11 protein-coding genes and 1 pseudogene are annotated in these 14,249 nt (G+C 42.5%); 4 read left to right on the top strand and 8 right to left on the bottom strand.

All coding sequences use genetic code 11. The features are described 5' to 3' along the window. Nucleotides 1-66: 66 nt before the first annotated feature. From K358_RS0112190 to yfbV, 4 genes are all read right to left on the bottom strand, one after another. Entirely contained in the window at nucleotides 67-861 is a 795-nt protein-coding gene (locus tag K358_RS0112190; protein ID WP_027697084.1) for an ABC transporter ATP-binding protein, read from the bottom strand. Then, a complete protein-coding gene (locus tag K358_RS0112185; protein WP_027697083.1) occupies nucleotides 858-1,757 on the bottom strand; it encodes an ABC transporter permease in 900 nt (299 codons plus the stop codon). Before K358_RS0112185 ends, K358_RS0112190 begins: the two co-directional genes overlap by 4 nt. A 127-nt stretch (nucleotides 1,758-1,884) precedes the next feature. Further along, on the bottom strand, nucleotides 1,885-2,853 hold the full coding sequence (locus K358_RS0112180) for an ABC transporter substrate-binding protein (protein WP_027697082.1): 969 nt from the start codon (nucleotides 2,851-2,853) through the stop codon (nucleotides 1,885-1,887). Between the two features lie 340 nt (nucleotides 2,854-3,193). Continuing rightward, entirely contained in the window at nucleotides 3,194-3,643 is a 450-nt protein-coding gene (gene yfbV / locus K358_RS0112175) for a terminus macrodomain insulation protein YfbV (RefSeq protein WP_038150147.1), read from the bottom strand. Between the two features lie 330 nt (nucleotides 3,644-3,973). Here yfbV and K358_RS0112170 point away from each other — a divergent pair, with 330 nt between their 5' ends. Then, nucleotides 3,974-5,170 carry an acetate kinase gene (locus K358_RS0112170; protein WP_027697080.1) on the top strand — a complete coding sequence of 399 codons (1,197 nt, stop codon included), beginning with the start codon at nucleotides 3,974-3,976 and terminating at the stop codon, nucleotides 5,168-5,170. Nucleotides 5,171-5,262: 92 nt separating this feature from the next. Continuing rightward, a complete protein-coding gene (pta, locus tag K358_RS0112165; protein ID WP_027697079.1) occupies nucleotides 5,263-7,413 on the top strand; it encodes a phosphate acetyltransferase in 2,151 nt (716 codons plus the stop codon). A 421-nt stretch (nucleotides 7,414-7,834) separates the two neighbouring features. Here pta and K358_RS0112155 read toward each other — a convergent pair whose 3' ends face one another. Then, nucleotides 7,835-8,710, bottom strand: a complete 876-nt coding sequence (locus K358_RS0112155) for a Tim44 domain-containing protein (protein ID WP_027697077.1) — start codon at nucleotides 8,708-8,710, stop codon at nucleotides 7,835-7,837. 255 nt (nucleotides 8,711-8,965) lie between these two features. Between K358_RS0112155 and K358_RS18465 the strand changes: the two are divergent. Next, nucleotides 8,966-10,219: pseudogene (locus K358_RS18465) on the top strand (MFS transporter); the annotation flags it as partial. 165 nt (nucleotides 10,220-10,384) lie between these two features. Then, nucleotides 10,385-11,317: a YeiH family protein gene (locus tag K358_RS0112145; RefSeq protein WP_027697076.1), complete on the top strand. Its 933-nt coding sequence runs from the start codon at nucleotides 10,385-10,387 to the stop codon at nucleotides 11,315-11,317. An 18-nt stretch (nucleotides 11,318-11,335) separates the two neighbouring features. Here K358_RS0112145 and K358_RS19270 read toward each other — a convergent pair whose 3' ends face one another. The 3 genes from K358_RS19270 to menC all read right to left on the bottom strand — a co-directional run bounded on the left by K358_RS19270 (nucleotide 11,336) and on the right by menC (nucleotide 14,249). Continuing rightward, on the bottom strand, nucleotides 11,336-11,512 hold the full coding sequence (locus K358_RS19270; protein ID WP_156888726.1) for a hypothetical protein: 177 nt from the start codon (nucleotides 11,510-11,512) through the stop codon (nucleotides 11,336-11,338). 136 nt (nucleotides 11,513-11,648) lie between these two features. Further along, nucleotides 11,649-13,073 (bottom strand): o-succinylbenzoate--CoA ligase, encoded by a 1,425-nt coding sequence (gene menE / locus K358_RS0112135; protein WP_027697075.1) that lies wholly within the window; start codon nucleotides 13,071-13,073, stop codon nucleotides 11,649-11,651. Between the two features lie 147 nt (nucleotides 13,074-13,220). Further along, entirely contained in the window at nucleotides 13,221-14,249 is a 1,029-nt protein-coding gene (menC, locus tag K358_RS0112130) for an o-succinylbenzoate synthase (RefSeq protein WP_027697074.1), read from the bottom strand.

The raw sequence follows: 14,249 nt of genomic DNA, 5'->3' as shown, positions 1-14,249 counted from the left end.
TCACTCCTCCTACCACTTAAAAAAATAAGCACGGTAAAAGGAGTGAATTAAATTGCAGATCTAAGTTTAGCCCAGTAACAAGCTATCGTCAGAGAGTTCTTCCCCCCTCACCTTGCTGAACATCTCGAGTAAATCTGAGACTTGCATGCCTTGTCGTTTGTCACTTTCGACATCGAGTACGATTTCACCTTGATGAAGCATGATGGTTCTATCACCACAATCTAGCGCATCTTTCATCGAGTGGGTCACCATCATCGCAGTAAGATCAAACTCTTTAATCACGGTTTTGGTTAAATCAATAACAAACGCTGCCATTCGTGGATCTAACGCTGCGGTATGCTCATCAAGAAGTAATAATTTACTATCTGAAAGTGTTGCCATAATAAGACTGACTGCTTGACGTTGACCTCCGGAAAGCAAACCAATATTGTCACCTAAGCGATCTTCAAGTCCCAAACCTAGGATACTGATTCGCTCTTGAAATAACTTGCGGCGTTTGTTGGTGAGCGCCATTGTCCAACCTCGACGTTTACCGCGCATATAGGCAATTGCCATATTTTCTTCGATAGTTAGATCGCCGCACGTACCCGCTAATGGATCTTGAAAGACTCGCGCACACATGTTGGCTCTTTGATCAACCGAACGCTTCGTCACATCGACACTATCAATAATGACATTACCACCAATCATTGGCGTTTCACCGGTCACCGCACCTAGTAAAGTCGATTTACCCGCACCATTGGAACCGATCACTGTTAAAAATTGATGTTGAGGAACATTCAGCGATACTTTTCTCAGCGCTTTATTCTCAAGAACCGTACCAGGGTTAAATGTCACCTCAATATTTTTGAGTTCAATCATAAAGCCCCCTTAGCTGCGCGCTTGGCTTTCATATTGCTTTTAATTTTTGGTGCAACCAGAGCTGCCGCCACCAAAATAGCCGTCACTAAATTTAAGTCCGATGCTTGCATACCAAACATGCCAGTATTAAGCGCAAACTGAATAGCAATACGATATAAAACAGAGCCAACGATTACAGCAACCACCGCAACCCAAATCTTACGGCTAGGGATCAATGTCTGACCGAGAATAACAGCAGCCAAGCCGACTACAATCGTCCCAACCCCAGAAGTCACATCCGCAAAGCCGTTGGTTTGAGCCAACACTGCGCCAGCAAAACCAACTAATCCATTTGAAAGTGCTAAGCCAAAGTATGTGTAAAACCCCGTACTTGCACCTTGTGCCGCAACCATTCGCGCATTGACACCAGTCGCTCTTAGAGCAAGGCCAAAATCACTATTAAGCAAACGAATAATAATTAATGCAGAAATAATAACGATAATTGCTACCGCTAAAGGACGCACAAACAAAGTGCCCGTAAAAGCATCTAATGGTGTAAATATCGTTTCTTCACCTAATAGGGATAAATTGGGCCTGCCCATGATACGAATGTTAATCGAGAAAGCCGCTAACATGGTCAAAATAGAGGCAAGTAAGTGCAAGATCCCACAACGTACAGCAAGAAATGCCGTTACTAGACCGCTCATCCCACCCACAACAAATGCCATTCCTGTCGCGAACCACGGGTTAACACCAGACACCAAGGCTGCAGCTGCAACCGCCGCTCCCATTGGGAAGCTGCCGTCCACCGTTAGATCAGGAAAGTCTAAAACACGAAAAGTAAGGTAAACACCTAGTGCAACTAAACCATAGACTAGGCCTAGTTCTAAAGCGCCATAAAAAGCAAAAGCAGACATAAAACTCCCTCGCTGCTTACTATTACCGCCATTTAACGGCTGGTAATAAAATCCCCAATTCAATTTGGAGAATACAATCCAATATTAAAAGGCAGCTAAACTGAACTTAGCCGCCCGGTCAACAACCTTACTTTTTATACACTTCAGCGCGATCTAGGATTGATTGAGGAATCTCAACCCCTAGTTTATCGGCTGATTGTTGATTGATAATTAAATCAGAAGCTTTAGCAACCGTAACGGGTAGATCCGTAGGCTTCTTACCTTCAAGAATTGCTGCAACATAATCAGCCGTTTGCACACCAACTTGATAGTAATCTGCACCTAGACCAATCACTGCGCCACTTTCAATATAAGTGGTTGAAGCAGCAAAAACGGGTTTCTTCGCTTGATTCGCAGCAGCAACCATACCATCAATCGCACTCGCGACTGTGTTATCGATCATTGCGTAAATCACATCTGATTTTGCCACGATAGCTTGAGTCGCCGATTGAACATCCGCACTCTTCAATGCAGTACTTTCAACAATTTTAACATGACGAGTTTTTGCTTCAGCTTTAAGCAAATTAATCAAAGCAACTGCATTGGCTTCACCAGGGTTATATACCACACCAATCGTTTTCAGGTTAGGAAGCAACTCTTTCATTAGATCAATATGCTGGCCTACTGGAGATAGATCGGAAAGACCGGTTACATTACCAGAAGGGTTATCAAGGCTTTTAACCAACTTAGCCTCTACAGGGTCGGTCACTGCCGTAAATACGATAGGAATATTCTTGGTGGTTGCTGCTAATGCTTGAGCAGACGGCGTAGCAATGCCGACGAGCACATCAGCGCCTTCACCGACAAATTGGCGAGCAATCTGAGAGGCAATAGCCGGATTACCTTGAGCAGTACGATATTCAAACTCTAGATTTTTACCTTGCTCGTATCCCTTAGCTTTTAAGCCATCAATTAATCCATTACGAGATGCATCAAGCGCGGGATGTTCAACGATTTGTGATACTGATACCTTGTAAGTTTCAGCCATAGCACCTGTGGTGGTAAATAACGCCGCACCTGCAAAAATTGCACTTGCGAAAAGTTGTTTTGCTTTCATCTTGACTCCTTGATTCAGCAATAAAATGTTGTGTTTATACCCTAGTTATCTGGGTAACTTTATTATTAATATCTAGACAGATCCTCCCTGCCATATACCCAAAGTAATTGGTGGTGCAGTGAGGCGACAAGTGAATGAGGCCTCATGAGCATAGCTCGTCTATGTGATTGTGGTGAATGAACGCCGTCAACAAAGCTGCACCTTCAAGTACGAAGGGGATAGATATATTCTTACCAGTTAATATAAATAAAAGGAAGTAACAGATAACAAAATAGCAACAAAGCCCTAATAACTAATTATTAGGGCTTTGTTTTTGTTGAACAGCAGCAAGGATTGAGGTTTAGAACCAACGCTCTAAAGCGCTTTCATCAAGTTGACGAAACGCTCTTTTAAGCATAGATGCTAACTCTTTATAGCGAGGATTAGATTTTATTGGTTCTTGTGCTGCGCCAGACTCCGCTACTTTTTGATATAGCTCTCTATACCAGTTAGCAAGGCTAGGTGGTAATACAGTATTAGAGCGAGTACCAAGCCACCAAATTCCTTGCAAAGGTAAGCTAATCGCAAACAAAGCGATCACTATGGCTTGCGGCATTGCATTATAATTTTGCAAGCTCATTTGCAGCAACACACTCATTGCCGCGACGGCAGGCATGACTTTAATACCAAACTTAGTGGCTTTTATTATACGTTGCTCAGGAAACATAGGAGCAAGTTCTTTACGAACCGGCCAAAGATCCATGTACTGTTGGCCATCTTTAAAACGGTGAATAAACCCTGTTTGACTCATAATTCCTCCACCCACTAAAATAAAACAACAAAAAATCAACAAAAACTGCAATAAAATTGACTAAAGTTAATATTCATTAAAAATTTTTTGTTATCTTAGGATATAATAGTTATCCTTTGCGCACTTTTATAATCTCAGTTGCTTTATTACAAAGAAAACCGAGAATCGTGTCGCATTAAATCAATTTTATCGCCTTTGCCTCTCATGCAATTAAGCATCAAAAGTAAGGGCATGTTTAAAGAATAATACGTTGATCCTCGATTGTCGTCTATTCTTGAAATTGTTTTATTTCATTACAGTCATTTTTTGTACGAATACAGGTATTCACTCATGTCAAAGCTAGTCCTAGTTTTAAACTGCGGAAGTTCTTCACTAAAATTTGCAATCGTTGATGCGGAATCTGGCGATGAGCTTCTAACCGGCCTTTCGGAATGTTTAGGTCTTCCAGAAGCACGTATTAAATGGAAACTAGATGGAAAGCATGAAGCTCAACTTGGTAACGGCGCAGCACACGCTGAAGCGTTAAAATTCATCGTTGATACTATTCTTGCTTCTAAACCAGAACTAGGTGAAGGCCTTGGCGCTATCGGTCACCGTGTTGTACACGGCGGCGAGCAATTCACATCTTCTGTATTAATCGATGATTCAGTAATGAAAGGTATTGAGGACTGCATCACTCTTGCACCTCTTCATAATCCTGCAGCAATTGCTGGTATCGAAGCGGCTAAAATCGCGTTCCCTGGTTTGAAAAACGTAGCTGTATTTGATACTGCGTTCCACCAAACAATGCCAGAAGAAGCATACCTATACGCGCTTCCTTACAACCTATACAAAGAAAACGGCATCCGTCGTTACGGCATGCACGGTACTTCTCACTTATTCATTACTCGTGAAGTAGCGAACCTATTAGGTAAACCAGCAAATGAAGTAAATATCATTAACTGTCACCTAGGTAACGGCGCATCAGTTTGTGCGGTTAAAAATGGTCAATCAGTTGATACTTCAATGGGTCTAACACCATTAGAAGGCCTAGTAATGGGTACACGTTGTGGTGATATCGATCCTGCAATCATCTTCCACATGCACGATGCACTTGGTTACTCTGTTAAACAAATCAATACTATTCTAACCAAAGAGTCTGGCCTACAAGGTCTAACTCAAGTGACTTCTGATTGTCGCTTTGTTGAAGACAACTACCAAGACAAACCAGAAGCGGCTCGTGCAATGAACGTGTTCTGCCACCGTCTTGCTAAATACATTGCCGGCTACACAGCAACACTTGATGGCCGTTTAGATGCAATCGTCTTTACTGGTGGTATCGGTGAAAACTCTGGCCCTATCCGTCAACTTGTTCTTGAGCGTCTTGCACTTCTAGGTGTTGAAGTAGATAGCGAGAAAAACCTTGCTGCTCGCTTCGGTGGCGAAGGTGTAATCACTTCAGACAACAGCCGTGTACCAGCAATGGTTATCTCAACCAATGAAGAATTGGTTATCGCTGAAGATACAGCGCGTCTAGCGGGTCTTTAATACTTCACAGGCTAACCTCGCGTTAGCCTGTTTTCTTTTATGGCTGTGTACTTTTTATTCAGTCAATTTCAATAGTTAGAGGAAATAATTCTATGTCTCGTACTATTATGCTTGTTCCTATTAGCTCTGGTGTTGGTCTTACTAGCGTTAGCTTAGGCGTCTTACGTGCTATGGAGCGTAAGGGTGTAAATGTTTCGTTTTTCAAACCTATCGCTCAACCTCGTAGTGGCGATGATACCCCAGATCTAACATCATCAATTATCTCAGCAAGCAGTGATATCAAAATTGCTGAGCCAACAATGATGTCAGAAGCTGAATCCATGATCAGTAATGAAAAAATGGATGTACTTCTTGAGCAAATCGTTGAGCGTTATAACGCTATCAGCAACAGCTCTGAAGTGGTTCTTATCGAAGGTCTAGTTCCAACTCGTAAACACCCTTTTGCTAACCAAGTAAACGCAGAAATTGCCAAAACACTTGGTGCTGAAATTGTCTTTGTAGCCACTCCTGGTACCAACAACCCTGCGCAATTAAAAGAGCGTATTGATGTTGCTTGTTCAAACTTCGGCGGCACTAAAAACAAATCTATTTCAGGCGTTATCATCAATAAGCTAAATGCACCAGTTGATGAAGCGGGTCGTACTCGTCCAGATCTTTCTGAGATTTTTGACGAAGCCGATAACACAGCTCAAGCTAATATCGAAGTCATGCAAATTTTCAATTCTAGCCCAATTCGCGTGCTAGGTTGTGTGCCTTGGAAAATTGAGTTAATTGCCACTCGTGCTATCGATATGGCGAAACACTTAAATGCCGACATCATTAATGCAGGTGAAATTAACTCTCGTCGCATTAAGAGCATCACTTTCTGTGCACGCTCTCTACCAAATATGATTGAGCACTTTAAGCCAGGTTCATTACTTGTCACTTCAGCTGACCGTCCAGATGTTATCGTTGCGGCTGCCCTAGCTTCAATGAATGGCGTAGAAATCGGTGCGATCTTGCTAACTGGTGGTTACGACATCCCTGCTTCTATTGCTGATTTATGTAAGCCTGCATTTGACGCTGGTCTACCAATCTTCAAAGCGCAAGGTAACACATGGCAAACGTCATTAAACCTACAAAGCTTTAGCCTAGAAGTTCCGGCTGATGATAAAGAGCGTATCGAATTCATCAATGACCACGTGGCAAGCCACATTGATGGTCCTTGGATTGACTCTCTATCTGAAGGTACTCAAGGTATTCGTCGCTTAAGCCCACCAGCATTCCGTTACCAGTTAACTGAATTTGCTCGTCGTGCTGGCAAACGTATCGTACTTCCTGAAGGTGATGAACCACGTACTGTTAAAGCGGCAGCAATCTGTGCTGAGCGCGGCATTGCAGAATGTGTACTTCTAGGTAATCCTGATGAGATCAAACGCGTTGCAGCCCAACAAGGTGTTGAACTTGGCGCTGGTGTAACCATCATCAACTCTGATGAAGTTCGTGAAAACTACGTAGCGCGTCTAGTCGAACTACGTGGTGCGAAAGGCATGACTGAAGTTGTGGCTCGTGAGAAACTGGAAGATTCAGTATTCCTAGGCACTATGATGTTAGAAGCTGGAGAAGTTGACGGTCTAGTATCGGGCGCGGTTCACACTACGGCTAATACTATCGTTCCTCCGTTCCAAATCATCAAAACTGCACCGGGTGCGTCAATAGTATCATCAGTATTCTTCATGCTATTGCCTGACCAAGTATTGGTTTACGGTGACTGTGCGATCAACCCAGATCCAAATGCAGAGCAACTAGCAGAAATCGCAATTCAGTCAGCTGACTCAGCTAAAGCATTTGGTATTGACCCACGCGTTGCGATGATCTCTTACTCTACCGGTACATCTGGTAAAGGTGCAGACGTAGATAAAGTACGTGAAGCGACTAAGATCGCTCAAGAGAAACGTCCTGATCTCGTTATCGACGGTCCTCTACAGTACGATGCTGCTATCATGGAAAACGTTGCTGCTTCTAAAGCCCCTAACTCTCCTGTAGCAGGTAAAGCAACCGTATTTGTATTCCCAGACCTAAACACGGGTAACACAACTTACAAAGCGGTACAGCGTTCTGCTGACCTAGTATCTATCGGTCCAATGCTTCAAGGCATGCGTAAGCCTGTTAATGACTTGTCTCGTGGTGCTCTAGTAGACGATATCGTTTACACAATTGCACTAACAGCAATTCAAGCGGATCAAGCAGCACAAGCTCAATAAGCTACGCTGTGAACCAAAACGAACAATCCCCGTTGATGGAAATCAGCGGGGATTTTTTTATCCAATCTAAATGAAATTAACCTAAGCTAAACTCACACGAGGATTATGAATTTATTGTTGGAGACGAAATGATGGAGATTCTCATTAGGCTGGATAAACCAATTTTTAGGTGTCTTACTGATGAAGAAGTTTTCTTTCAACGGATAGACGAGCTTAAGGGATTAACCCAATGCACCCAAAAAGCAGAGACATTTTATTTATCTTTTTTAAGCGTGGATCATCATGCGGTCATTCAAGCCATACAATCCATATCTGACATGTGGAATACCCAATTTACCGTTCAAATCTCACCGTAGAGTTTAAACAAAAAGAGCCAACGAATTTCTTCATCGGCTCTCTCATATTACTTTGCTGGGTTAGATTACGAGTTGGTTTGAATCCCGACAATCAACCAAGGTGCATTGTTAGCGATTAAGTCACGCTCTAAGTGCCAAACTTCATCGATGTCTTCTTCAATGCCTTCTACTGCATCACGGTAACGACCAGTGAATTGAATACTTAGTTGTGCTTTTGAAGCATCGTACTCACCACGAACAATCTCTGCATCAACGTACATGACGTCAGTATGTTGATCTCCTTGAAGTTGTGCTCGCTCCGCCTTTAGCTCTTCGAACAAACTTGGAGTAACATACTCTTCAATCTTATCTAATTGATTAAAGTTCCAAGCACCTTGCAGTGTGCGGTAATGCTCACGAGAACCTTCCACAAATGCTACACGATCGAAACCTGGAGGGAAGTTATGAGGAACATCAGACTGCCCTGTTGCCCCAAAACCACCTGAAGATTGAGGTTGTTCAAAATTTTGTACATTAGGTTGCTCGAATTGCTGACGATTCATCGCACCAGAATAAGCAGCTTGAGGCCCTCGATTCATCGAGCCTTGTTTTGCCCCCATCATGCCGCGTAAAAATTTGAATGCGACAAAAGCGATCAGGCCAAGAATTAAGATATCGAAGAATTGGATACCTTCAAAACCGCCGCCCATAAATAAAGAGGCAAGTAAACCACCAGCCAATAAACCACCAAGCATACCGCCCATCATGCCACCACGACGAGTATTGGTTGCATCCGGCTTTTTATTTAACGTGTTAGTGTTTTGCACGTTCTGTTTTGGTGCTGGTGCAGTTTTAAAACTTTTACCGAAAGACTTACCACCACCAAAGCGTTTTGCTTCAGCGATTGGAGCAGTAACCATTGATACCATGATCAAGGCCACCATGACAAAAAGTCGATTCATACGATCCCTTTTATATTAATAAGTAAAACTGAATTCATCATAGCGGTAATACGCAGGGTGTACACTACTGCTATGTTTCAGAATATTGCAACTGGTTAGAAGCTATGCAATAAGTCACCTCAATTTCGGATAACTAGAAGTTATAATCTAGTTGTAACGATAACTCGAATAAAGCATATTGAAGCTACTAACAAGGTAAACTCATCACCAAAGGTCACAGGCCCTCGAGCTTTACGCACTGTTTCAAGGATAACAATGAATAATCAACCAGTACCGATCTTTCTTTCAAGGCGTTTCTTTCCTTATTTTGTCACTCAGTTTTTAGGTGCTTTTAACGATAATATTTATAAAAATGCTCTACTGCTTTTTGTTGCCTTTGCCAGTGTCGATGATCTACCTATGTCGAGCACCTTATTTATTAACCTCGCTGCGGGTCTGTTTATCTTACCGTTCTTCCTTTTTTCGGCAAGTGCCGGAGTGTTAACCGATCAGTGTGAAAAGTCGACATTAATTCGTATGGTTAAACTGGCTGAAGTGGTGATTATGCTGCTTGGCGCGATTAGCTTTCTTACTCAAAGTTACATTGCATTACTGTTTTTATTGTTTCTTATGGGGGCACAATCGGCGTTTTTTGGTCCGGTGAAATACGCCCTCTTACCTCAACACTTAAAGCCGCAAGAACTCCTCAAAGGCAATGCTTGGGTCGAAACTGGCACCTTTCTGGCGATTTTATTCGGCACAATAGGTGCTGGTTTTATTGTGGCAGCGCCTTCAGCTTACTCGGTTACGGCAATAGCGGTAGTCTCGTTTGCCCTATTTGGTCTACTCTCTAGCTTATTTATTCCCAAAGCTGAAGCTAAAATTGCAGCGGCCAGGTTTGAGTGGAAGCCCGTACAGCATACTAAGCAGACATTTGTACTGGTAAAGGAGCATAAAACCATTTATGCCGCCATTATCGCGATCAGTTGGTTTTGGTTTCTAGGCGCGAGTTATCTAACCCAATTTCCAAATTTCACTAAGCACTATTTAAATGGCGACTCCACCAGTGTGTCTTTTTTATTGGCATTATTTTCGGTCGGTATTGCGGTGGGATCATTGCTGTGTGCCAAACTATCCCATCAAAAAATCAATTTGAATTTAATGCTGTTTGGCGGCTTTGGCATTACCGCGTGCAGCCTACTACTCGGACTGGCAACACCTAAACATGCTGAAACGTTAATTACCATCACAACGCTTTTTACTTCTAGCCATTTATACCCTGTTTTTATTGCTTTATTAGCACTTGGGATTTGTGGCGGCTTATTTATTGTTCCTTTGTATACCTTGGTGCAAACCTTAGCCAATGAGCAGACGCGCGCTCAAATGATTGCAGCTAATAATATTTTCAATGCGCTATTTATGGTTGGCAGCGCCATTATGGGAATTGTCTGTTTGAGCATTATTAGCATGACTATCCCTCATTTCTTTATATTACTAGGGCTACTAAACTTAGCTATGATTGGCTATTTGACCAAGTATTTTAAAAATCTGCCTAATCTCTAAGCAAACTAATTGATATATAACCTAACTCGAAATCGTTAATAAATACTAAACAATGCGTTTAAAAGATTAAGACTTAATTAACTACTACTTTCAGGTATCCTTGGCCTTATTTTTACACGCTTTAGGTTTGATATGCGCTCTTATATTCGCAATTACGGTTTGTTCGCCCTTGCTGCTTTGGCTTGTTTTACACCTTGGATAAGCTCTCCGATTGCACTGACTCTTGGCTTCTTATTAACAAGCTTTGGTTTTGTTCCTCACACTATTCCTGTCACCAAAATCACTAAAAAGCTATTAGCTTATTCCATTGTCGGTTTAGGTTTTGGGATCAATATTGACCAAGCGATTCATGCCACAGAACAAGGCTTTGGCATTATTGTCACCAGTATTTTCTGTACTTTATTTATCGGTACACTACTAGCGAAAAAAATGAAACTGGATAGAGAAACTGGGCATTTAATTGCTTCAGGAACGGCTATTTGTGGGGGCAGTGCAATTGCAGCAGTGGCTCCAGCAATTAATGCAAAAGATCAGCCGATCGGTATAGCATTAGCGGTGGTGTTTGTTCTTAACTCTGTAGCGCTATTCTTATTTCCTGTGGTCGGCCATGCTTTAGGTATGAGCCAAGTACAATTTGGCACTTGGGCTGCTATTGCGATTCATGACACATCATCTGTAGTTGGTGCCGCGCAAGCTTATGGTGAGCAGTCATTGCAAATTGCCACCACTTTGAAATTGGCACGCGCATTATGGATTGTGCCGGTCGCTTTCCTTAGCGCCATGATGTTTAAAAGCGAAAGCAAAAAAATCACTATTCCTTTCTTTATTATTTTTTATTGCGCAGCGATAGTATTTTGTGACCAAGTACCACAATTCTTAACCGTTTATCACGGTATCTACAGTATAGCCAAGCAAACTCTGGTGCTGTGCTTATTCTTAATTGGTTGTGGTATCTCAGTTGGAAAGCTTAAAGAAACTGGACCTAAACCCATGATCTTTGGCGTGGCATTGTGGGCGATTATCTCGATAAGCTCACTGACTTACATCATGAGTCATATTCAATAGGCTGGAATACATTGTTGATTATACATGAGGCTCGATATGGGCCTCTTTTCTTTTTACCGCTTGCTTACTTTTTATAACCCAAGCGATCACCACGGCAAAAGCGCCTAACTCTGCCAAAGCCGACACCAAGCCACTCGAAATAATCGACACACCAACTAAAGCAACCACTGCTGCAACGACAAGTAACTTCATCATATTCATCCTTAAATACGTTAACGATGAAATAAGTATGCAGGGTTTTCACTCAATCAATAAATTCTGTTTAGTGCTATTAAATAACTATTCTCACTATAGCTACTGTCGCTATAGCCACGTTCACTACCCTAGACACTTATGACGCGATAACTTGTTGATAGTACTTTTTCAGCTCTTGACGTGAAATTTTAATACCAGAATTCATTAAGTGTACTGGCAATAAATAATACGCATCTGGGCACTTAAATTTATCTAAATGAGGTAACAAGTACGCTTGATAAACCTTAGGATCTTGCAACGTTTCCGTATCAATAAACGCCACGGGTCTGTGGCCATATTGCTTATCTTCAACAGGAATGATCAAAGCTTGTTTTATATCGGGATGTCGAATTAATACCGCCTCGATTTCTTCGCAATGAATATTCTCACCGCCAGAAATAAACTGGTTATCGGCACGCCCTAAAATAATGTATTCATCTGGCTTGCCTGCTTGTCGATAGCATTGCCCAAGATCTTTGGTATCAAACCAAGGCTGCTCATCAGTCACGAGTGGCGTAAGCTGCCCTTGGAATAAATAGCCTGCGGCTAAGGTTTCCCCTGCCACATAAATCCGTCCATCTTGTAGTTTAATTTTTCGGAAAGGTAATAACGCGCCAGCGGTTGGATTCGCATCCACTTGTTTAGCAATCACGGTAGAAGCGGTTTCAGTCATGCCATAACCTAGCCAACATTCTATCCCCTGCTTACTTGCTCTTTCGGTAAGCGATAGTGGAATATGAGAGCCGCCGAGTAAAACTCGTTTTAGTGAAATAGGTTGGCCTGAATCGAGCAAACGCTGTAATTGAATGGGAACGAGTGAAGCATGAGTCACCTTCTGAATATCCGATTGTAAATCACCGCTGCCAATGACTAACTTGGCTCCTTTAGCCAGCCAACGCCAAATAATCGACAACCCTGATACATGGTAGATAGGTAAGCTCAGCAACCAAGAATCATGCGCTTCAAACAAAAACTGTTGGGTAAGGCCTTGTGCGCTAGCGATATGATGTTTTACCGCATGTACCACTGCCTTTGGCGTACCTGTGGAGCCCGAAGTAAAAACGATGCTGGCAAATTGTTGCGAGTTAAAGTGATAAGGTTGAGCAGTATCTATTGAAGCGGTGTCTATGGAAACGTGAATTAATGACGACGATTTACCTAAAGTAAACGATAGACTAGGAAGGCTAAGTTCATTCTCATCAAGTGAATCAATAGCTTTAGACACCCAGACAAATTTGGCTTGAATGATATTGAGCTTTTGTTTTATCGCCACCATCGGCTGAGGTGGCATTAAAGCACATAAAGCGCCAATCCTTAACGCAGCCAAGTACAAAAAAACCGCCTCGGGTTCATTTTTACTGATCACAGCAATGATATGACCATTACTCACCCCTTGAGCTTTTAACTGCAAACTCAACTGCGAGATTTCTTCATCTAGCTGCTGCCAAGAATAAGAATTCGTAGGGGTAATTAACGCCGTCTTTTCGGCATGTTCTACACACCATTGCTGTATTAAATCCACATTACTGCCTTTCGGTTATATCCGTCGTACTTGAAACTGCAACTTTGTTGTCGGCGTTCATTCACCCCAATCATTTAGGCAAGCTAAACTCATGGGGCCTCATTCACTTGTCGCCTCATTGCAACTCCAATTACTTTGGCTATTTGTCTAGTCAACAAACTGCTTAATTAGGGTCTGTTCAGTTAACGCTGAAACCGGCAGTTTGCTATTTGGCCAAGTGATTTCTAGTTGGGTTTGAAAAAGCTGCAAGGTGTCTAAGCCTGGTGTCTGCTGTGGCGTTTTCCAAGCCGACAATCTTGCCAATTGAGTTAAGCCAATCGTCGATTCGATACTCGAACTGATCACCGCTTGTAATCCATTCTGCTGCGCAAAATCAATCAAAGACAAGCAACGTTCTACAGAGCCAATCAAGGTAGGTTTAATTACAATCGCTTCAACATGATTGCCGAGCAAAGAAGGTAACTCGAAATCATTGAAATCCACTTGTTGCAGCGTTTCATCCCACGCAATGTTGATATCGGTTTGCTGGGCAAAGTCTCGACTTAATTCAGGGGTTTTACACGGTTCTTCGAGGAAAGTAATACGTTCACGATATTCAGGGGACACGTATTGTGCAAACTTAAGGGCTTTATCTAAAGTCCAACTACGATTTGCATCAAGACGTAGTTGTAAGTCAGGGATCGATTCTAAAAACAAATTGACTAACATACCGTCGCGAATTGGCTCATATAAACCCACTTTTACTTTAGCGACTTTTTGACGGCCATCTTTCGCCATGCTTTCAAACACTGGGATTAATTCGTCAGGATCGCCAATACATAAAGGTGCGGCGCGGTATTCTCCCTGCTGAGGAAGTAAACCGTCAAGCTCGCATTGTGCCATCGATAGCGCAAAAGCAACGCTTGGGCTCATGGTATCCCAATCACGCCATTCACCGCTGTGCTGCCAAGCTTGCAGTGCTTCAATTAGCTCAGACTCAACTTGTTGTAAGCTTTCTAGGCTAAAACCCGGCAGCGGCGCACATTCACCATAGGTCATTTTGTCGCCTTGGGTAAGCTCGACAATGTAACCTTCTCTTTGTAATAAGCGTTGATCACGTACGATCACGCCACTGTCCATTGGTAAATTATAGCGATACAGTTTCGCTGTACGAGTTTGAGGTTTAGCAATAGACAT

This window comes from Vibrio litoralis DSM 17657, from assembly GCF_000426765.1.
Classification (GTDB): Bacteria; Pseudomonadota; Gammaproteobacteria; order Enterobacterales; family Vibrionaceae; genus Vibrio; species Vibrio litoralis.
This window is presented reverse-complemented; position numbering and strand designations above follow the sequence as displayed.